Raw genomic sequence first — 20,871 nt, forward strand, 5'->3', positions numbered from 1 at the left:
CTGTCACCCCCAGCCGGGCACCACCAGTGCGAGCCACACCACGGCCGGCACCACGGCGACCACGATTCCCCCGTACACCATCAACTGGCGGAAGAAACGCTCCCGGTCGACGCCGGGAGCCGCCGCGAGCACCAGCGCGCCGTTGGTCGAGAACGGGCTCACATCCACCACCGTCGCCGACACCGCGAGAGCCGCGACCATCCCGACCGCCCCGATCTCGCCCTGTGCCAGGAACGGTACCGCCAGCGGAATCAGCGCCCCCATGATGCCGACGGAGGAGGCGAAGGCGGAGACGACCGCGCCGATGTAGCAGAGGAGGACGGAGGAGAGCAGCGGGATGCCGATGCCGCTGACGCCCTCGCCGGCCCAGTCGATCGTGCCCATCTCGTCCAGGACGCCGACGTACGTCAGTACACCGCAGATCAGCAGGACCGTCGGCCAGGCGATCTGGGAGACGGCGCTGCGGCTGTCTTCCGGCCAGCAGGCGCTGAGGAGCACGGCGAGGGTGATGGAGGTGAGCCCGGCGTCCAGGTCGAAGGCCAGCACGGCGACGACCAGGGCGACGAGGGCGGCGAGGGTGGCGATACGGGCGGGGTTCAGCCGGGTGTCGTCTTCTGGGGCGGGCTCTTGGGAGGCCTCTTGGGAGGCTTGCTGGGCGGCTTCCTGGCCGTGTTGGCCGGTGGCTGATGCGTCGGCCCCGACCTCGGCCTTGGCCTTGGCCTTGGACTTGGCCTTGATCTTGGCCTGAGCCACCTCGGCCCCGCCCTTCAGCTTCAGCCCCCCGAACAGCACGAACACCACACCCGCGATCACGAGATTGACGACGAGTGAGGCGAGGAAGAGGGCGACCTCGTTGCCCGGCAGGTTCTCGCGCTCCACGATCCCGTTGACGATCGACCCGTAGATGCTGATCGGGGAGAATCCGCCGCCCTGCGCGCCGTGCACGACCATCGCGCCCATCAGCAGCGGACTGATCTCGTACCGCACGGCGAAACTCAGCGCGAGCGGCGCCACGATGGCGACCGCGGCCGGGCTGACCGCGCCGATCGCGGTGAGCGCCCCCGTAAGCACGAACATCACCCACGGGATCAGCACGATCCGCCCGCCCACGAGCCGGATCGAGGCGTGCACCAGCCAGTCGGTGGTGCCGTTGGCGCGGGCGATCGCGAACAGATACGTCACCCCGACGAGCACGACGAAGAGGTCACCGGGGAATCCGGCGAAGATCTGCTCGGCATCGAGATCGGCGACGAGCTCGCCGACCCCGAACGCGGCGGCGAAGGCGAGCGCGCCCATGTTGATGGAGCGGGTGGTGGCGATCACGAACACCACGACGAGCACGAGGATCGATATCAGTTCGGCGGACATGCGGGCTCCCGTCTTTGGGTCCCTTGTCGAGCGGGTGGCTGGCCAAGTGGGGAGTGGACGAGGTGGGCGGAGTGGACAAGTGGACGGGTGGTTAGGTGGCCTAGTGGCCAAGTGGCTCAGCCACTCGACCACTGGGCCCGGCGTCTGATGGCCAAGTGGCTGAACCACATTGGATGTCGGCCGTAGAGACCGTCAAGAGATAGGACAAGAATTGGTTCAGCCACTTATCCACTCCGCCACTCGGCCACTTGTCCACAAGGGCCACTGATCCCGTCATCCACGGTGTTACGCTGCGGCCGCCGGGGACGAACAGCGCGCAAGAGTGGATAAAGGGGACCGGGGCATGAGCGACGCACTGCGCCCGATGGCGGCCAAGCCGCGCCTGTACGAGCAGGTCCTCGACCGCCTGCGCCGCTATGTCGCCGAGGGCGGCCTTGGTGCCGGCGACCGCCTCCCGCCCGAGCGCGACCTGGCGGCCCGACTCGGCGTCAGTCGCGCCTCCGTGAAACAGGCCATCGTCGTCCTGGAGGTCCAGGGACTGGTCGAGGCCCGTCACGGAGGCGGTACCTACCTGGTCCGCGACACCCTCGACGTCGAACCGGTGGAGCAACTGGTCGACCGCCGCCGCAGGCTCCCCGACGTACTCGACGCCCGTGAGGCCCTGGAGACCAAGCTCGCCGAACTGGCCGCCGAGCGTCGCACCGACGAGGACATCGCCGCCATGGACTCCGCCCTCGCGCGCATGCAGGCCGAGATCGCGGCGGGCGAACACGGCGTGGAGGGCGACCGCCTCTTCCACGCGGCGGTCACGGCGGCGGCCCACAGCGGCATCCTCGCCGAGTTCATGCGCTCCATCGCCGACCAGATCACCGAGAGCCGCCACGAGTCCCTGCGCCAGCCGAGCCGCCCCACCCGCTCCCTGACCCAGCACCGCGCGATCTTCAACGCGATCGTCGCCCAGCAGCCCGGCCGGGCCGCCACCGCCATGCGCCGGCACGTACAGACGGTGGCGAAGGTACGGCTGCTGGACTGGGACCCGGAAGAGAAGGGCGAACAGCCGCTCTGACGGGGTTGCTTAGGATCCAGTGTCATGACCGCGCCCATCACGACGCCCATCACGACGCCCATCACGACGCCCGTCGCGACCCCGTCCGCCGCGAACGGACGGGAGCCCACCATCCTCGCCACCTCCGGCGGCCATCGTGCGGGCGGCGGCCGGACCATGGTGATGTTCGACGCGCTGGTGCACCACGCGGTCGAACTGTCGGGCGTCCACGGCCGCCGCCCCCGTGTCATGTATGTCGGCACGGCGATAGGCGACGCCGAGCACTTCGCCGCACGTATGTCCGAGGCCGCGCGCGTGGCGGGCTTCGACCTCACACCGCTCCAGCTCTTCCCGATGCCCAACCTCGACGACGTGGAGGGCGCCGTCCTCGAACAGGACGTCGTCTGGGTCATGGGTGGCTCGGTGGCGAACCTGCTCGCGGTGTGGCGGGTGCACGGACTCGACGGCATTTTCCACCGGGCCTGGCGGTCGGGCGTCGTGCTCAGCGGAGTCAGCGCGGGCTCGATCTGCTGGTTCCAGGGCGGCACCACCGACTCCTTCGGCCCCGAACTCCGCCCGCTGACCGACGCGTTGGGCTTCCTCCCGTACGGCAACGGCGTCCACTACGACACCGATCCCGGCCGCCGCCCCCTGGTGCACCGCCTCGTCGCGAACGGCACACTGCCCGTTACACACTGCACCGACGATGGAGTGGGCCTGGTCTACCGCGGCACTGAACTGGTCGAAACCGTAACCGAGTTGCCCGGCAAGGGAGCGTACGTCGTGACACGCGACGGCGACTCGGCCATCGAGGAACGCATCGAACCCCGCCGCCTACCGGCTATCTCCCCGCGTCTGGCTCGCTGATCGCAGGACCCGCTCGCGCCCTCACGCACGAGGTGTACTGCGCTGCCCACAGGCACATGGCGGCGCGGGCGCCTTCGCAGCGTCGGCATGAGACCGCAAAGAGAGTGTTACGCCGCCGATGGCTCACTGACACAGTGATCACCAAGGCTGTTGTCGTCAATTGCCCGCAGATACAAGGCAGTTGAGCTCTCACATAAATCAAGGTCCTCCCCCCACAATCCGAACAGGATGGGACCACACAGATGCTTGATCAGCTTGGGCACGCCCGCGTGCCCCAGGACGCTCACGCCCGCGTGCGCCGAGATACCGAACCGACCCCCCGCCACGTCCTGGCCGTCGGCACGCCGGGAACGAAGCGTGAACAGCTGGGCCGTACGCTCGTGTCGGCGGGCTACGAGGTCAGTCACGCGACGCCGGGCGAGGTCATCCGGCAGACCCGGCAGAGCCGCCCCGACGTGATCGTCGCGCTCGACGAAGGGCTCGACGTCATACGGGAGGTGCGTGCCGACCCCGCCGGCCAGGCCCTCCCCCTCCTCATGGTCACCGCGGACGGCCGGCCGAAGGCCGTGGCCGAGCTGTTACGGGACGGCGCCGACGACTGCTTACCGGAGACACCCGACCCGGACGAGCTCGACGCGCGCATCGCGGCCAAGCTGCACCGAGTCCCCGTTCCCGTCGAGCAGTTGCTCCTCGACCCGCGCACCGGCCTCTACTCAGGCCCGCACTTCATGGACGAGCTCGACCGGGAGCTGGGGCGTCCCGCGGCCGCCCGCAACGGCGGCGTGCTCGCCGTGGTCGGCGTCGCCGAGACCGCCGCGTTGGAGGCCCGCCTCGGCTCGCGCGTCCGGCGTGAGGTCGCCGAACGGCTCGCCCAGGTCGCCGAGCGGCTCGGCAGCGGTTGCGACCGGCTTGGCTGGGACGACGACGGACACCTGCTCATGCTGATGCCCGGCGTCGACGAGGAGGCGGCTCGCAACGCGCTCCAGGCGTTCGCGACCACCGTCGCGGGCACCCGGTTCGTCGTCGCGGACGAGAACGTGCGGCTCACTCCGGCCATCGGCTGGACCCCGCTCACCGGCCACACCGACGACACCGGCCACACCGACGGCACCGGCCACACCGGCCACGACAACGGCACCGACGGCACCGGCCGCAGCCGCCCGGTCCAGGAAGCCCGCGACGCCGCCGCGGAAGCCGTACGCCACAGAGATCTGCGACCGGTCCGGTACGAACCATGGATGCGGGCCAGCACCCCCACCCGGCGCCCCCGCACCTCACTGGTGCCGCTCCTGTCCCCGGTGCTCAGCCTGCTGCTCGGCATCGGCGTGCCGTTCCTGATCTACCAGCAGGCGTACGCGATCGGCTGGGACCTCGCGTCCGCCGCGTACTGGGTGGTGGTCGCCGGACTCGTCGCGTCGGCGCTGCTCATCGTCCTCGAGTGCCTCTACTCGCTCGACGCCGAGCCCCGCCCCGCGCGGGCCGCGCAGCCGTACCCGCCCGCCAGCGCCGTCATCGCCGCGTACCTGCCGAACGAGGCCGCCACCATCGTCGACACCGTCGAGTCGTTCCTGCGCCTCGACTATCCGAACAAGCTCGAGATCGTCCTCGCGTACAACACCCCGCACCCCCTGCCCGTCGAGGACACCCTGCGCGAGATCGCGCGGCGCGACCCGCGGCTGGTGCTGCTCCCCGTCGCGGGCAGCACGTCGAAGGCGCAGAATCTCAACGCCGCCGCTACGCGTGTAGTTGGAGAGTTCGTCGGCATCTTCGACGCCGACCACCATCCCGACCCGGACGCCTTCCGGCACGCCTGGGACTGGCTGTCCCACGGCTATGACGTCGTACAGGGCCACTGCGTCGTCCGCAACGGCGAGAGCTCATGGGTCGCCGAGACGGTCGGCGTCGAGTTCGAGGCGATCTACGCGGTCAGCCATCCCGGCCGGACCCGGATGTACGGCTTCGGGGTGTTCGGCGGGTCCAACGGCTTCTGGCGTACGGATCTCCTCGCCCGGACTCGGATGCACGGCTCGATGCTCACCGAGGACATCGACTCCACGATGCGCGCGCTGCACGAGGGCGCCCGGATCGCCATGGACCGCACCCTCGTATCGCGCGAACTGGCGCCCACGATGCTGAAGCCCCTGTGGAACCAGCGCTCGCGCTGGGCGCAGGGCTGGCTGCAGGTATCGCTGCGGCACCTGTGGCGCGGACTGCGGTCACCCGTCTTCAACCGCCGCCAGAAGGCCGGGCTGTTCGTGCTGCTCGGCTGGCGGGAGGTCCAGCCGTGGCTGTCGCTGCAGATCCTGCCCGTGCTGCTGCACGCGGCCTGGCGCGCGGGCGGCGCGGACCGGCTCGACTGGGCGGTGCCGGCGTGCCTCCTCGCGGTGGCGGTGACCCTGTCCGCCGGCGTGGTGCAGGCGGCGTTCGCATGGCGGCTCGCGGTACCGGAACTGCGGCGCCGGAAGGCCTGGTTCTGGCGCTATCTCCTCGTCTCCACCGTCTTCTACACCCATTTCAAGAACATCGTGGCGCGGCAGTCGCACCTCAAGGAGGCCATGGGGGACCGGCGTTGGCGGGTCACCCCGCGGGCGGAGGTGTCCGAGGCGTGAAGCGCTCCACCCTCGAACTCCAGGGCTTCCGCGGCCTCGCCGCGCTCAGCACCGTCGTTTTCCACATCTGGCAGCAGTACTACACGTACGATGCCGAGGGCTCCCACCCGCCGGTGGAGAACCCATGGGTGGGAGCGCTGGTCTCCCTGGAGGTCATCGACCTCTTCTTCGTGATGTCGGCGTACCTGCTGACCCTGTCGTACGCCCGCGCCGCCCTCGACGACGGCTCGACGCGGCCGGCCCGGGTGTTCCTCTTCCGCCGGGCGGTACGCATCCTCCCGCTGTACTTCCTGGCGGTCCTGGTCGTCTGGGCGAGCCGCAATCCCACGCTCCCCGGAGACTGGCGGGACCTGGTGGAACACCTCACGTTCACGCACGTCTTCGACCGTGAGCGGATCTTCTACACGCTGGGCCCGAGCTGGTCCCTGTCCCTGGAGATCGCCTTCTACCTCACCCTGGTCGCGCTCGGGCCTCTGGCGATACGCGCCTGCCGCAAACTGCCCACGCGCCGCGCCAGGGTGGCGCTCTGCGCCTCCGGCTGCCTCCTCCTGTACGCGGCCCCGGTCGCCTGGATCATCTTCGCGCACTATGTCCTGGGCATCCCCCACACCAACTGGCCCGTCTACTTCGGCCCCCAGGCCCGCTTCGGCGGCTTCGCGACGGGCATGGCGCTGGCGGTCCTGCTGGTCGCCCTGGGCGAACGAGGCCGGATCGGCGGCCGCTCGGTGGCCCTGCTGTCGGCGCTGTCCCTGACGGGCCTGTACGCCCTGTCGTACCTCTCCGCCCCCGAGAACTTCGCCCACACCTACTACCACCCGCTCGCGGCCCTGCTCTGGTCCGTGCTCCTGTTCGCCACGCTCCACATACGCCAACGGGTAAGCGGCCACGCCCTGTTGAGGGCCCGATCGGTCACCACCGTCGGCCTGATCAGCTACAGCCTCTACATCTGGCACGAGCCGATCATGCTTCAACTCGACAAAACGGGCCTGCTCCCGTCCGGCCCATCGGGCTTCCCATTCGCCGTACTGATCGTGCTGGCCGTGGCGATACCGGCCGCGACGCTGAGCTACTGGCTCATCGAGTACCCCGGGGGCCTGCTGGCCCGGGCGATGGACGGGGCGGGCCGGTCGCGGGAGTTCTACTCCGAGCCGTCGCCGCAGCCGCAGCCGTCGCCGTCGCGGACTCCGTCGCCGGAACCGGCTCGCTGACTGATGGCAGGCGTCCTGTGCGTACGGGCGTGCCGTACGCACAGGACCCGCCCGGCCCGACGCTGCCGCGTCACTGGCTCCAGGCGGGCGCGCGTTCGAGGTGAAGGCGGTGTCCGGTGGTCAGCGCCCCTCAAAGCGACGCGGTGGTCACGACGTCCGCGACCACGCAGCTCACGTTGTCCGGGCCGCCGGAGTCGTTGGCCGCGCCGGTGAGGGCTTGAACCGCCTGGTCCGGGGCGGGAGTCGTGGTCAGAATGTGCTGGATCTCCGCGGTGGGGACGACTCCGGACAGGCCGTCGGAGCAGAGCAGGTAGCGGTCTCCCGGAAGGGCGTCGTGCAGACGGAGGTCGGGGACGGGAACCGGGCTGCCGCCCGTCAGCGCCTTCAGCAGGAGCGCGCGTTGGGGATGGGCCGTGGCCTCCTCGGGGGTGAGGCGGCCCTCGTCCAGCATTGACTGGACCATCGTGTGGTCGTGGGTGATCTGGAAGAGTTCGCCGGCGCGCAGGAGGTAGGCGCGGCTGTCGCCGATGTGGACCAGGGCCAGTTGGGAGCCGGTCCAGAGCATGGCGGTGAGCGTGGTGCCGGCTTCCTGGCTCTGAGTGACGCCCTGGACCGCCCGTGTGGCGCCCTGGACCGCGTCCTCCAGGAGATTGAGGACACTGCCCGCCGGAAGCGGCTCGCTGTCCAGGAACTTGAGGGCCTCCACGGCCGCCGTACTGGCCGGGGCCCCCGCCGCTCCGAATCCGTCGGCGACGGCCAGGACGCGGGCGCCCGCGTAGGCGGTGTCCTGGTTGGCGGGGCGGACCCGGCCGGTGTCCGAGAGGGCGGAGTAGCGCAGTTCCAGCATGGTGGTGTCCTTCCTCGTTACGTGTGAGAGGTGGTCGACGAGGAAGGCCGCCAGGTCACGGCGGGTCGCGGTCTCGGCCTCCACCCGCGCCCAGTACGCGCGGATCTCACCCGCCGCCGCCGACGGGTCCAGGGCGCAGACCTGCCGTATCCGGGCCAGCGGCATCCCGAGCCGCCGCAGCCACGCCACCAGGCGTGCCTGCTCCAGCTGCTCGGGCGCGTAGTAGCGGTACCCGGTGTCCGGGTCCACCCGCTCGGGGCGCAGCAACTCCAGCTCGTCGTACAGCCGAAGCGCCTTCGGCGACAACCGGCACGTCTTCGCGAACGCCCCGATCGTCAGCATGTTCGTGCGCTCCATGCGCTCCATGCGCCCACCTCACGAGTCGCTCGTTCCTCGTCCTGCCACCGATGCTGTGGCCTCCCCAAAGGTGAAGGTCAATCCATGAGCTGCGGTTCCCCGCCGCTTGTTAGCCTGCGAGCCGGATCGCCGGGATCGACCGGACCACCGCCCGTCGGCATACGCATGAGGAGTCCCCCGTGGCACGCAGTACCCGTATCGCGCTCGTCACCTGCCGAGAGGTGCAGGAGACCGGATACGACCGTGACCTGCCGGGGCTCGCCGGCGCGGTGGAGCAGGCCGGGGCGGAAGCAGTCATCGCGTGCTGGGACGACCCCGAGGTCGTGTGGGACGGCTTCGATCTCGCCGTCATCCGGTCCACCTGGGACTACAGCTGGCGGGCGGCCGAGTTCCTGGCATGGGCCGAGCGGTGCGGGGCGGCGACGACGCTGGCGAACCCGCCGGAGGTCGTGCGCTGGAACGCCGACAAGCGGTATCTGGGGGAGCTGCAGGCAGCCGGGGTGCCGGTCGTCGACACGAGCTATCTCGCTCCGGGGGATCCGGCCGACCTGCCCGAGGAGCGGGAGTACGTCATCAAGCCCACCTCGGGGGCGGGGGCCCGGTACGCCGCCCGGTACGCGCCCGGGGAGCGCGAGAGGGCCGTACGCCATCTCGCACGGATGCACGCGGAGGGGCTGACCGCGATCGTGCAGCCGTATGTGCGCAGCATCGACACGGCGGGCGAGCGGGCGCTGCAGTTCTTCGGCGGGCGGTTCCTGCACGCGATACGGAAGGGGGCCGTGCTGGAGGCCGGAACTCCGTACGACGCGGACAAGGTTCCCCACCCGCGGCTCCGGCCCTGGGAGCCGACCGCCGCCGAACTCGCCGTCGCCGAACGGGCGTTGGACGCCGTGCCCGGTGATCCCGAGCTCCTCTACGCCCGCGTCGACCTGGTGGACGGCGACGACGGCGAGCCACGGGTCATGGAACTGGAGCTCGTCGAGCCGAACCTCTTCCTCTCGCTCCACACGGACTCGGTGCCGGTGATCGCGGAGGCGATCCTCAAGGCCGCCCGGTAACGGCCACCCGCTGCAGCAGCCCCCATGTGAACTCCGCCACGCAGTCGTGCCGTACGCCCTCCGCGTCGGGCGCCGTGAAGGCCAGGCCCCAGCGCGTGGGGGCCGTGCCCTCCAGAGGCCGGACGGGAGCGAAGGCGCGGGCCGCCTCGTCGACCGTGCAGGACCAGGGGCGCAGGTCGTCCACCGTCCGCAGGTCGGGTCCCGCCGCACCCGGCGCCCGTACGAGCCACTCGTTCCAGACCGCGCCGTTCGGGGCGAGGAGCACCTCGAAGCGGAGGTCGGGCCAGAGGGGGACCGGCCAGATCAGGGCCTCGCAGTCCAGGTCGCCGATCTTCCGCGCGGCGACCGACTCGGGTGTGCCGAGGATCGAGCGGTAGCGCGAGGCGGGCGGCCGGGAGCGGGGGGAGCGGAGCATCGCCTGCCACCTCTTGTTCGCCTCGCGCATGTCGGCCGTCGAGACACCCAGCTCATGACGGGCGGCCTCGACCAGGTCCGGGTTGTGGTCGGCCATACGGCGCAGCAGGACGAGCTGGAAGTCGAGCGGGGTGAAGGGGCTGCGGCTGGTGGGGCGCTGGGCGGCTGGCATGGGTCCCATCGTCCCGTACGTGCCGTTCTCCCGGGTGGCGGCCGTCCGGCAGGAACAGGACGGAGTTCACGTACCGGACGTACCGGGGTCCGCGGAAGGGCAGCACCCGGCGGAGCAGGCCCTGAGAGACGACGTGCGAGGCGTGCGCCTGGTGGGCCTCCAGGTCGAAGGAGGACAGCGGCAGCCAGGTGTCGCCGGGCAGCACCCAGCCCTCGTAGCCGTACTGGGCGAGGTGGGAGACGACCGGGGCGATCGGCTGGATGCGCGCCTCCAGCTCGATGAACAGGGCCGGGCGGTCGCGGGTCAGGAGGGCGGTCGCACCGCGCAGGACCGCGAGCTCGTTCCCGTCGACGTCGATCTTGATGAAGCCGACGTCGTGGAGGTTCAGGCCGTCGAGGGTGACGCAGGGGACGTCCAGGGCGCGGGCGTGGATGTCACGGCGGACGAGCGAGGAGACGCCGCGGTCGCCCTGGTCGCCGGGCGGCAGCCAGAGGCGGGCCGTGCCCGGGCGGTCGCTGGCGGCGGCCCGGACCACCCGGACGTTGCCGGGCGTGGCCTCGGTCAGCAGGCGGGCCAGATGCGGCACCGGCTCGACGGTCACCACGTGGCGGGCCCGGTCCGACAGCCGGCGGGTCCAGGGGCCGTACCAGCCGCCGACGTCCACGGCCGTGCCGCAGTCCGGCGGACAGAGTTCGGGGAGCCGGGCCAGCTCGGGTTCGAAGCGCGGGTAGACGAGCCGGGCGGCCGCGGCGACGAGGCGTACGGGGACGAAGGGAGCGAGACGGGCCGCCAGGGTCATGGGGTCCTCATCCGCTTGAGAAGCTCTTCGTGTTCGTCCTCGGTCACCTGCTCGCCGGAGGACGGGAGGAGCTGGGGGATGCCGTCGACGATCGGGTAACGGCGATGCAGGCGTGGGTTGTAGAGGGCTGCCTCCGCCGTGCCCGTTCCCGTGCCCGCGACGTCGGGTACCTCTGGTGCGAGAAGGTGCAGCGGCCCCTTGTCCAGCGGGCACGCCAGGATCTTCAGGAGTGGGTCGTCAGGGTTCATTCGCGGTCAACTCCCGTGTGGGGGTGGGGCGTTGTGACTCCGATTGCGGATCGTGCTCCGGCTCCGGCTCCGGCTCCTGCTCCGAAGGAAGCACCGGCTCCGGCTCCCGCTCCTGCTCCGAAGGAAGCTCCGGCTCCGGCTCCCGCTCCGAAGGAAGTTCCGACTCCGGCTCCGAAGGAGGCTCCAGCTCCGGCGACGGCGCGGACTGCGACGGTGCCGGCTTCGGCGGATCGTGCTTCGGCATCGCGAGGAGTACCGAGACCGCCAGCGCCGTACCGCCCAGGCGCAGTGCGAGCCGTACCGGATCCTCCGGGAGCGCCTCGCCGAACGCGAGCGTGCCGAGCACCGCCGTGAACAGGCAGGTCACCGTCGTGCAGACCGGCACGATCAGCGAGGCCCGGCTGCGTTGCAGCGCGGCCTGCGACATGACCAGGCCGAACGCGCCGGTGAAGAGCAGGAGATAGGGATACGGGGAACGCAGTACGTCAAGTACCGCCCCGCCGAAGCCACTTGTCGTCAGATGGCTCGACACGCCCTTGATGGCCAGCGAGCTCACGCCGTACAGCAGGCCCACCGCCACGCCGTATTCGACGCCGGTGGTCGGCAGGCGGTGCCGGCGGCGGGCACGGTGCTCGGCGGAGCCGTACAGCCAGATGCCCAGCGCGAGGGACGGCAGGCAGACGAGCAGGATCAGGGGGACGGGCGCGCTGCGGCTGACCGTGTCGGAGCGTTCGTTCAGCGACAGCACGACCATCAGCAGCGCGGCGAGGATCGCGCCGAGCGCGTACCGCTCGCGGCCGGAGGTCTCCTCGCCGAGCAGCACCGAGGAGAGCAGGACGAGCAGCACCAGGCCGGAGACGAAGAGTCCCTGGGCGGCGGCGATCGGGAGGGTGCGGTAGACGGCGAGCTGTGCGCCGAAGCCGGCCGCCAGGGCGAGGGAGCCGCCGATCCACAGCGGGCTGCCGAGGACGAGCCGCAGCAGTCGCCACGGTTCCCGGACGCTCACCGCGGGCATGGCCGCCAACGCCCGTTTCTCCAGGACGAATCCGGCGCTGTTCAGAACGTTCGCCAGCAGGGCCGCGGCCACTCCCCACCACATGGTCTACGTCCTCCGCGCGTGCAGGAGCAGGATCGAGGCCATGGAAGGGATGCGGCAGGCCAGCCGGTCCAGCGGGCGCAGCGGGCGCGGTACGCCGTGGAAGGGCGCGCCCCGCAGCCGTACGACCTCGAAGCCCGACGCGGTCACGAACTCCCGTAGCGCGCGGGCCGTGTAGAGCCGCAGATGGCCCACGACCTCCCGGCCCGGACGGCCGTGGATCGCGCGGAGGCTCACCTCGGAGAAGACGGGCTGGACGCCCGCGAGGAGCAGCGCCCGGTTGTACCAGGCGGCCAGGTTCGGTGTGGAGAGCATGAGATGGCCTCCGGGGCGCAGGATCCGGTGGATCTCGTCGAGGGCCGCGTCGGGGTCCACGAGGTGCTCGACGACCTCGCTGAACAGGACGGCGTCCGCGGAGCCGGACCGGAACGGCAGCCCGCCGTCGGTGAGTTCGCCCCGCACCGCGTACGGCAGGTGGGCGTGCGCGCGCCGGAGGGCGTCCTGGGACCAGTCGACGCCGACGATGCGGTGGCCTGCGAGGAGCGGGGCGGCGGTCGCGGCCGCGCTGCCGTCGCCGCAGCCGATGTCGATGACCGTCTGTGTCTCCTTGCCGGCCGGCCCGAGGGCGGCGGCGAGCATCCGGGCCTGGCGGAGGCTGCGGGGAGTGCCCGAGGCGACGGTGACGTCCGGGTCCTCGTAGAACTCCCGCAGTCCGTGCGGGCGCCGGCGGGGCGGAGCCGTGGTCATGGGGTGCTCCCCTTCGCGTTTTCCCCCGCGTTCTCCGTGGCGTTCTCCTCCGCCTGTTCCGTCGCGTGTTCCGTCTCGTGCAGGTAGTGCTCGAACAGGTCGCGGAGATGGGAGCCGTCACCGTGGCTGAGGAGTGTGCGGGACCAGCGGAGCGCCACGTGCAGGCGGCCGGCGGTGGAGGCCGTCGTGACCGTCAGACCGCGGGGCATACGGGCGGGCGCCGAGAACCACACCGCGTGCGCGCGGCCCGCCCCCTCGCCGAAGTCGAGGGGGTACGGGATGCGGCCGATGTTGCTCAGCAGGGTGGTCGACGTCCAGGGCGCGGCCGCCCTGCGCAGGCCTCTGGTGAGGGCGGCCCGCCAGGACACGGGAACCACCGGGGCGGTCAACAGGGCGGCGCCGTGGCCGAGTTGGGGCCTGGGCAGGGCTTTGAGCGCGCGGGTGCGGTCGGCAGTGCGGCGCAGCAGGCCGGCCAGGTCGGAGGCGTCCAGCTCCTCGGGGGCGAAGGGGACTTCGACGAGTCGGGTGCCGTTGCCGATGGGCATGTCCGTGCCGCGCGGCCGGTCGTCCACCGGCATGGTGATGCGCAGCGGGCGGGGGCGGGCGCCGTGTTCCCGGTTCCAGTGGGCGATCATCAGCGCCGTGGCCGCCATGAGCTGGTCGTTCACCGTGTACGGCGCCCCCTTGGGCCGGTGCGGGACGCTCAGCTCGGCCACGAGCATGCCGTTTCCGGGGGAGGGCTCGGGGGTGCCGTGGGCGACTCGGGCGGGTGGGGCCAGGGTGGAGGGAGTCTCGGTCTGCTCGGGCGCGGCGCCGGTCGCACGGGTCGGGGGTGCGGCCGGGGCGTTGTCCTCGCCGCCGTACAGTTCGGCCGCCGTGGCGAGCACCCTCAGGCAGGCGGGGCCGTCCAGGGCGGTGTGGTTGATGGTGAGGAAGAGAACGCTGCCGTCGTCCTCCGGATCGCGTACGACCTCCAGGCGGATCGGAGGCGAGGCCGACAGCGGCGGGGCGTCGGACAGGGCCCGGTCGCGGGCGTGCTTGAGCGCGTCCCGGTCCGGGGGCGGGAACGCGATCACCTCCACGTCGGGGTCGGGCGTGAGCTCCCATTCGTAGCGGCGCCGGTACCAGGGGCCCGCGGCCTCGCGCATCAGGATGCGGGGATGGCGATGCAGGGCCTCGGTGAAGGCCGTCCTCAGACGGGCCGGGTCGAGGTGGCCCGGCAGGTGGACCTCGATGTGGACGGTCTCCGGCTCCTCCTCCTGGAGGCAGTGCCGGGCGACCTCGTCCACGACGGGGAACGGGATCCGGTCCGGCGGGCGCACGGGGCCGTCCGTGCCGTCGCGTGCCGGGTGGTCCAGGGTGGTCATGTGGGTCCGCCTTCCCCCGTCTCTTTCCGGTCTTGCGGCTCTTCCTTCGCGTCCTTCGCGTCCTTCTCTTCCTTCTCTTGCTTCGCTTCCGGCTCTTCGGGCCGAGTCGCCTTGAACTTCGGTTTCCGGACGGGGAACCGGACCGTGGGCGGATCAGGCTCGCGCTGGGCGGACGCGGGGCCCCGTGCGGAGACGGTGGGCCCGGACTCGTGCACTCCGGGCGTCGGCGGCCCGTAGCTCTCCCCGCGCACCCGCTGCGGCAGCGGCTCCGTGGGAGCCTGGGAACCGGAGGGCTGCGGCACCGGTGGCGGTACGGGCGGCACACCGCCGAGCGGCCTGGGCGGCGGCCCGGGAGACCCCTGAGGCGCCGCCCCACGAGGCTCGGTCGCCGCCTCCCGTACGGACACCAGCGCCGCGAACAGCCCGATCAGCGCCAGCAGTTGGGCGGTGGGCCCGAACGCCCCCGCGTCCTGTGCGACCGGTGTCCCCGCCCCCGTGGCGGCGGCGATCCCGGCGCCCGCGAGGGCGAGGAACGCGATCGGCACCAGGAGCGCGTGGCGCCTCCCCGCGAGGAGCGCCAGCAACGGCACCAGCAGCGCGAAGAACCCGGCGATCACCACGCCCACCAGCGTGAGCGCCACCACGCCCAGCACCGGGCCCGGAGCGGGCGGCACCGGCGAGGGCTCGTCGGGGTTGGGTGAGCGGCGCCGGTACAGGACGAGGCCCGCGAGCGCGAGCACCCCGACCCCGCCCGCGATCAGCCCGGCCTCGTACACCACGGACGGCTCGTACGAGAGCTTCACCGCGCCGCCCGCGCCTTTGGGGATCCGCCAGCCCTGCTGCCAGCCGTCGAGCCGTACGGGGTTCAGCTCCTTGCCGTTCAGCGTGGCCTTCCAGCCGTCGTTGAAGTTCTCGTACGTCGTGAGATAGGAGGCGGCGCCCGAGCCGACGGTCACCTCGCGGCGGTCGCCGAGCCAGTCGCGTATCCGCAGGTCACGCTGGGCGGTGGCGGGGGCCGCTACCGTGCCGCGGGTCAGCGTCACATCCGTGACCGTCAGGGGTCCGGCGTCGCCCGCCTCCACCCGGTGCTGGCCCGAGCCGAGGGACAACGAGGCGTCCGCGCGCCCTTCCTGGCAGAGCGTCAGCTCGACGGGCCGCCGCTCCACGAGATCCCCTACGGTTCCCTTCGCGCTCGTCCGGTACAGCTCGCCGTCGATCGCGAGGTTCGGCCCCTGCCCGCACGGCAGGTCGAAGGGCCGATTGGCCCGGGGCTGCGGGGTGCGGTACTGGTCGAGCGCCGGGACGTATGCCTCGGTCAGGCCGACCGGCAGTTGCAGTTCGTCGTCGACGACCGGGTTGTAGACGGTCATCGGCGCGGTCTCGGTGACCGTGATGTCGAGGCGGTCCGTGGTGATCGGGGGGAAGCGGACGACGCCGTTCTCGTCGACGCCGGCGATCGCCGCGCCGTCCGGCGAGCTGATGTTCACCTTGGTGGGCCGGGTGGACAGACCACCCGCGGGCGCGAGGACGACCTCGCCGACGGACTGTTCGCCCGGCCAGCGCAGATGGATCGTGGGATTGTCCCCGGCGATCCAGGCGGTGGTCAGATCACCGTCGGTGAGGTTGCGCGGCGACAGGCCCGTGCCGAGGCGGGCGGTCGAGTCGGCGGTCGCGGTGATGCGGCTGCGCTGGTCGGGCGCGACTTTGTACAGCAACTCGTCGAGTTCGTCGCCAGGGATCGGGACCGCGCTCGCCTTCACCTCGTACGTGCCCGCCGCGTCGGAGGTCCAGCGGCGGTGCAGGCCCGCCTCGGTGCCCGTCGGGGAGAGCCCGCCCGGGTCGGACGTCCGGTGCAGCGACACGACCTCGGCGGCGGCGTCCGTGCGCTCGGCGTCCGTCGGGAGCCGCAGCATACGGGTCACCTGCACGTCCGGGATGGTGATCTCGGAGAAGCCCGCGCCGGACAGACCGGAGTGACGGGCCACCGAGTCCAGGATCGTGATCCGCAGCCAGTTCGTCCCCCCGGTCGGAGCCTTGATCCGCTGCCGCATGCCGTTCGACCGGAGATAGCTCGTCGCGGAGCCGCGTTCGGTCTCCACGCGCACCCGCGTCGGCGCCGACCGCACACTGTCCTGAGGCAGCGGCGTGACCCGGATCGACGACGGGATCTCCGTCTCGTCCGTGAAGCCGATGCGCAGCCACTGCCCGTCCGCCGAGCCCGCCGCGCCCTCGGCCCACGCGGTGTCGGGATTGCCGTCGAAGGCGTTCACGGGGTCGTACTGCGGCAGATAGAACAGCCAGTTGCCGCTCGACGACGCCGTCACCGAGCGGGCACCACGCAGCTCGGCCACCGTCTGGTGCCCGATGCCCTTCGTCGGCAGGATCTGGTGCGGCTTCTCGCCGGCGTCCTGGTAGCTGTCGGAGTGATTGCGCTCGTCACGGGTGTACGGGTACGAGGTGTTGGAGTTGACCAGCCCGAACCGCGTGTCGGCGCGCCGCAGTCCGTCGCCCACCACCTGCAGTGCGGGGGAGCCGAGCCCGGGATGGTTGTCTCCGGTCAGCACGGCGGCCCGGTCCCGCATCGCCGGATCGGCGGACAGCGGCAGCAGCGCCTCGGGACCGCCGGAGACGACGGCAGTGTCGGCGACCTGCTTCAGCCTGGCCTGCCCGGGCCGCGGCACCTCGCCGCTCGCCGGCTCGTAGATCTCGACGGCGCGCTGCCGCGGATACAGCCCCTCGATCTGCAGCGGGGTGTCGTCCGGGATCCGCCCGCCGGTCATCTCCGGCCCGAACCCGGTCACCCGCCGGTAGCCCGACTCCTCCAGGGTGCGCTTCACGGTCGTGGTCGGTACGTAGCCCATCTGGTCGGGATCGAGATCGTTGCGTACGACGACGTAGTAGAGCCCGGCCCGGCTCAAGTAGTCGGCCAGGCCCGGGACTTCGCCGCCCGTCATCAGCGCCTGCTCGACCGCGTCCATGGCGCGCCGGTTGCCCGCCGTGCCGAACGGCACGTAGTCCCGCTGGGCCCAGCGGGACTCGGCGAGGACATCGAGGGGCTGGTCGATGGGGGAGCCCCACGTGTAGATGCCGTGCGCGGTGGCGGGCACGACCAGCGCGCGGGAGTCGGGGGAGCGCTCCTGGAGCCAGTTCGCCGTGGTCTTCCAGTACTTGGGGAGCTCCTGGAACGAACCCGGCTGCAGAATCGACCCGTTGAGGTAGGGCAGGGCGAGGCCCGGGAGCACGAGGACCGCCGCGATCAGCGGGGCCAGGCGGCGCCCGCGCACGGGACGGGCGCCCCGCGTCTCGGAGGCGACACCGACCAGATGCATCAGCCCGAAGACGAGCGCGAGGGCCATACCCGTCTGGAACTTGTAGATGTTGCGGAAGGGGACGATGGCGCCGTCCAGCCAGTCCTGGACGATCCCGTGGAAGGGCGCGCCGAACGAACCGCCGTACCCGGCCAGGGTGATGAGCGCGACCGACAGCACGGTCAGCACCAGCCAGCGCCGCTCGGGCAGGTCCCGGCGGGCGAGCCCGGCGAGCCCCAGGCCCGCCGCGAGGGCCGAGCAGACGATCACGAGCACCGACGTCGCGACGGTCCAGCCCGCGGGCAGCCAGGACTCGCCGAAGTGCAGATACGCCACCCAGTTGCCGGCGCCGCGCAGGGTCTCCGTCGCCGACATGGTGCCCGTCGTGGTCTGCGAACTCTCCACGTACGGAAGGAAGTTCTCACCGTAGATCCCGAGCAGCAGCAGCGGGACCACCCACCAGGCCGTCGCCAGGATCACGCCCGGCACCCACCAGGTGATCAGCTTGCGCTGCCGGGGGCCGCGGGGCCGGGAGAGGAGATAGAGGCCTACGGGCAGCAGAGAAGCGAGCGTCGCGGCGGCGTTCACCCCGCCCATGAAGGGGATGAGCAGCGCCGAGCGCAGGGCGGCCACCCGGGCGCTGTGGCGCTCGTTCATCAGCGGCAGCAGCACCCACGGCAGGAGCGCGCCGGGCAGCGCCGCCGCCGAGGTCGAGCCGACGACGATCGTGAACACCGGCCACAGCGCGTACGTCACCGCGCCGAGCAGTCGCGAGGCGTTGCTGCCGATGCCGAGGCGCTCCGCCAGCCGCAGCGCGCCCCAGAAGGCGGTCGTCACGACGAGGGACAGCCACAGCCGCTCGGCCAGCCAGACCGGGATGCCCAGCAGATCGCACAGGCCGTAGAACGGCAGCATCGGGAAGGCGTAGCCGACGTACTGGTCCGCGATGCCGCCGAAGCCGCCCCGGTCGTGCCACAACTGGCCGAGGTCGGACATGAACTGCCACGGGTCGAGCGCGACACCGAGCTTCGTCTCGAAGGTCATGCGGCCCGGGTCCACAGCCAGGAACAGCACGAACACCACGGCCCAGAACCCCAGCAGCCACCGCCGCGACCGCGGCCCCTGAGCGGGGTCGGGCACGGGGGCGAGGGGACGGGTCGGTGCCGGGGGAGGGGCCTGGACCGTGCTGGTCATGGACACCGCCGGAGGATGAGGAGGAGATTCCAGGTGGCGAACTCGCGCAGCCCCGGCGCCTTCGCGACGGCCTGCGCGAGGAACGGCCAGTAGCGGGAGCGCGCCGAGACGACCGTGACGTCGTCCCGGGCGCGCACCTGCCGCAGAGTGGGTCCGATGTGCACGGCGAAGAGGTTCTCGCCGAGGGTGTGCTTGGCCGGGCGGCCCGTACGACGCCGGTAGCGGGCGCGGGCCCGCTCGGCGCCGAAGTAGTGCCAGGGCGCCCATTCGTGGCCGCCCCACGGGGACAGCCAGTTGGTGAACGACACGTAGATCAGGCCGCCGGGCCGGGTGACCCGCACCATCTCGCTGAGGAAGGTCTGCGGGTCGGTCACGTGCTCCAGGACGTTGGAGGAGAAGCAGACATCCGCGACCCCGTCCGCCAGCGGCAGCAGATATCCGTCCGCGACGACCGCGCTCCCGGGCGGCTTGTCCCCGAGTTCCCGTACGTCCGGTTCGAAGAGGTAGCCGTGCGCGCCGCGCCGCCGGAACTCGTCGGTGAAATAGCCGCCCCCGCCGCCGATGTCCACGACGACGCGGCCCTTCACCGGCCCGTCGTACGCCTCCACCTGGTCGGCGGCGTCCCGTGCGAGCAGCGAGTAGCAGCCCTCGGGGTCGTCCTGCTCATGGCGGAAGGCGCGGAAGAGGGCGAGGGAACGGCGCAGGGAAGGGTCCTTCAGACCCGTCCCCGTACCTCTGCCTGTACGGGTGGGAGCGGTCATGGCGTCCAGTTCCTCACCGCCTCCGCCGCCACCGCGCGGAACTGCCGGACCGTGCGGTGCCAGCGGAACTGGGCGGCACGCTCGCGGGCCGCCTTGCCCATCAGGGTGCGGCGCTCGGCGGACAGGGCGAGGGCGCACCAGGCCGCCGCGAAGGACGACTCGCCCCGGGCCAGCAGCCCGGTCTCGCCGTCCACGATCGAGTCGCGCAGCCCCGGTACGTCGAAGGCGATCGCGGGCGTCTCGCGGGCCGCGGCCTCGGTCACCACCAGGCCCCAGCCCTCGACCGCCGAGGGATGCAGGAGCATCCAGGCGGCGCAGAGGAGGCGGTGCTTCTCGGGTTCGGAGACATGGCCCGTGAACTCGACGCCCGGGCCCGCGAGGTGTTCGAGGCGCTCCCGCTCGGGGCCGTCGCCGATGATCACCAGTCGGCCGCCGGTGACCGGGCGGACCCGCTCCCACAGCCGCAGCAGCAGATCGATCCGCTTGTACTCGACGAGCCGTCCCATCGCCACGAACAGCGGCTCCGGCGAGCGCGCGGCGCGCGGGGCCGGCTCCTCTACGCCGTTGTGAACGACCCGGATGCGCTCGCGCTCGACCCCGATCGCGCGCAGCGCGTGTGCCGTCGACGGGGAGACGGCGACCAGCAGGTTGCGGCGCTGCGGCGTGCCCGCGAGCGCCCAGTGTTCGAGTCTTCGGCCGAGCCGGGCGGCGGGCGCCAGCGGTCCGCCGAACCGCATCCGCCACAGATCGGTGTGCACGTGGTTGACCAGGCACAGCGTCGGACCGCGATGCCACAGCGGCGCCAGATACGGCATGCCGTTGCAGACCTCGACCAGCAGATCGCAGTCGCCGACCTGACGCTGGAACGTGGAGCGGACGCGCAGATAGTGGCCGAGATCGCCGCCGGCCGACACGACGCGGTAGTCGCGGTACGCAGCGGGGCCGCCGCACAGCAGGGTGACCTGGTGGCCGAGCTGGGTCAGGCCCTCGGCGAGCCGGTCGACGAGCAGTTCGGAGCCGCCCGCGGCCGCGTTGCCGAAGTCACGACGGGCGAGGAAGACGATACGGCGCGGCTGTGGGGGGAGCGCCGGGTGACGCTGCGCGGAGCGGGGGAAGGCGGCGCGCAACGACGAAGGCACGTGCTGGGGCATGGGTGCTCCAACTCGTCTCAGGGTGCGGAACCAGCGTGGGGGGTATGGCACGGCACGGGTGCGGATCTTGCGATCGGGCAGGGGTCTCGTGGTGCGGTTCGGCTGTGTTTCGCGGTGCGGAGTTTCGCGGTGCGGAGTTTCGCGGTGCGGGCGGTGCGGATTGTGGGGGTTGTGGGCGCCGGTCGTGACGGTGCTGTGGGCGGGTTGTGCTTGGGTGGGGGTGGATAGTTTTCGCCCAGCGGTTCGATGCGGCTA

The 20,871-nt window shown here is 71.7% G+C and carries 15 protein-coding genes and 1 pseudogene; 5 read left to right on the forward strand and 11 right to left on the reverse strand.

What is annotated here, in order from left to right; all coding sequences use genetic code 11:
* Positions 1–3: 3 nt before the first annotated feature.
* The gene (locus FE633_RS09410; protein WP_138044647.1) at positions 4–1,368 is read right to left on the reverse strand and encodes an SLC13 family permease; all 1,365 of its coding nucleotides are present in this window, start codon (positions 1,366–1,368) and stop codon (positions 4–6) included.
* Positions 1,369–1,711: 343 nt separating this feature from the next.
* On the opposite strand from FE633_RS09410, the gene FE633_RS09415 reads away from it, so the two are divergent.
* The 4 genes from FE633_RS09415 to FE633_RS09430 all read left to right on the forward strand — a co-directional run bounded on the left by FE633_RS09415 (position 1,712) and on the right by FE633_RS09430 (position 7,097).
* Positions 1,712–2,434, forward strand: coding sequence for a FadR/GntR family transcriptional regulator (locus FE633_RS09415; RefSeq protein WP_138044648.1), 723 nt, complete (start codon positions 1,712–1,714; stop codon positions 2,432–2,434).
* Between the two features lie 156 nt (positions 2,435–2,590).
* Positions 2,591–3,280, forward strand: a complete 690-nt coding sequence (locus FE633_RS09420; RefSeq protein WP_171059878.1) for a Type 1 glutamine amidotransferase-like domain-containing protein — start codon at positions 2,591–2,593, stop codon at positions 3,278–3,280.
* Between the two features lie 242 nt (positions 3,281–3,522).
* Positions 3,523–5,889, forward strand: a complete 2,367-nt coding sequence (locus FE633_RS09425) for a glycosyltransferase (RefSeq protein WP_138044650.1) — start codon at positions 3,523–3,525, stop codon at positions 5,887–5,889.
* On the forward strand, positions 5,886–7,097 hold the full coding sequence (locus FE633_RS09430; RefSeq protein WP_246113520.1) for an acyltransferase family protein: 1,212 nt from the start codon (positions 5,886–5,888) through the stop codon (positions 7,095–7,097). Before FE633_RS09425 ends, FE633_RS09430 begins: the two co-directional genes overlap by 4 nt.
* Before the next feature lie 130 nt (positions 7,098–7,227).
* Here FE633_RS09430 and FE633_RS09435 read toward each other — a convergent pair whose 3' ends face one another.
* A complete protein-coding gene (locus tag FE633_RS09435; protein ID WP_246113521.1) occupies positions 7,228–8,310 on the reverse strand; it encodes a MerR family transcriptional regulator in 1,083 nt (360 codons plus the stop codon).
* Positions 8,311–8,480: 170 nt separating this feature from the next.
* Between FE633_RS09435 and FE633_RS09440 the strand changes: the two genes are divergently transcribed.
* Positions 8,481–9,359, forward strand: a complete 879-nt coding sequence (locus tag FE633_RS09440) for an ATP-grasp domain-containing protein (RefSeq protein WP_138044652.1) — start codon at positions 8,481–8,483, stop codon at positions 9,357–9,359.
* Here the strand turns inward: FE633_RS09440 and FE633_RS09445 are convergent.
* The 9 genes and pseudogenes from FE633_RS09445 to FE633_RS09485 form a co-directional block, all read right to left on the reverse strand.
* Positions 9,343–9,945, reverse strand: coding sequence for a hypothetical protein (locus FE633_RS09445; RefSeq protein ID WP_138044653.1), 603 nt, complete (start codon positions 9,943–9,945; stop codon positions 9,343–9,345). The two genes, FE633_RS09440 and FE633_RS09445, sit on opposite strands and share 17 nt — an antisense overlap.
* Positions 9,827–10,744 (reverse strand): FkbM family methyltransferase, encoded by a 918-nt coding sequence (locus tag FE633_RS09450; protein WP_138044654.1) that lies wholly within the window; start codon positions 10,742–10,744, stop codon positions 9,827–9,829. The genes FE633_RS09445 and FE633_RS09450 overlap by 119 nt, the downstream gene beginning before the upstream one ends.
* On the reverse strand, positions 10,741–10,992 hold the full coding sequence (locus FE633_RS09455) for a Trm112 family protein (RefSeq protein WP_138044655.1): 252 nt from the start codon (positions 10,990–10,992) through the stop codon (positions 10,741–10,743). The genes FE633_RS09450 and FE633_RS09455 overlap by 4 nt, the downstream gene beginning before the upstream one ends.
* A 175-nt stretch (positions 10,993–11,167) precedes the next feature.
* Positions 11,168–12,079: pseudogene (locus FE633_RS09460) on the reverse strand (hypothetical protein); the annotation flags it as partial.
* 15 nt (positions 12,080–12,094) lie between these two features.
* A complete protein-coding gene (locus tag FE633_RS09465) occupies positions 12,095–12,835 on the reverse strand; it encodes a class I SAM-dependent methyltransferase (protein WP_138044656.1) in 741 nt (246 codons plus the stop codon).
* A complete protein-coding gene (locus tag FE633_RS09470; RefSeq protein ID WP_138044657.1) occupies positions 12,832–14,202 on the reverse strand; it encodes a condensation protein in 1,371 nt (456 codons plus the stop codon). The genes FE633_RS09465 and FE633_RS09470 overlap by 4 nt, the downstream gene beginning before the upstream one ends.
* A complete protein-coding gene (locus FE633_RS09475; protein WP_138044700.1) occupies positions 14,199–18,704 on the reverse strand; it encodes an alpha-(1->3)-arabinofuranosyltransferase in 4,506 nt (1,501 codons plus the stop codon). The genes FE633_RS09470 and FE633_RS09475 overlap by 4 nt, the downstream gene beginning before the upstream one ends.
* Entirely contained in the window at positions 18,701–19,465 is a 765-nt protein-coding gene (locus tag FE633_RS09480) for a class I SAM-dependent methyltransferase (RefSeq protein ID WP_138044658.1), read from the reverse strand. Before FE633_RS09480 ends, FE633_RS09475 begins: the two co-directional genes overlap by 4 nt.
* Positions 19,462–20,616 (reverse strand): glycosyltransferase family 4 protein, encoded by a 1,155-nt coding sequence (locus FE633_RS09485; protein ID WP_138044659.1) that lies wholly within the window; start codon positions 20,614–20,616, stop codon positions 19,462–19,464. Before FE633_RS09485 ends, FE633_RS09480 begins: the two co-directional genes overlap by 4 nt.
* Positions 20,617–20,871 lie beyond the last annotated feature (255 nt).

This window comes from Streptomyces montanus (assembly GCF_005786655.1).
Taxonomy (GTDB): domain Bacteria; phylum Actinomycetota; class Actinomycetes; order Streptomycetales; family Streptomycetaceae; genus Streptomyces; species Streptomyces sporangiiformans.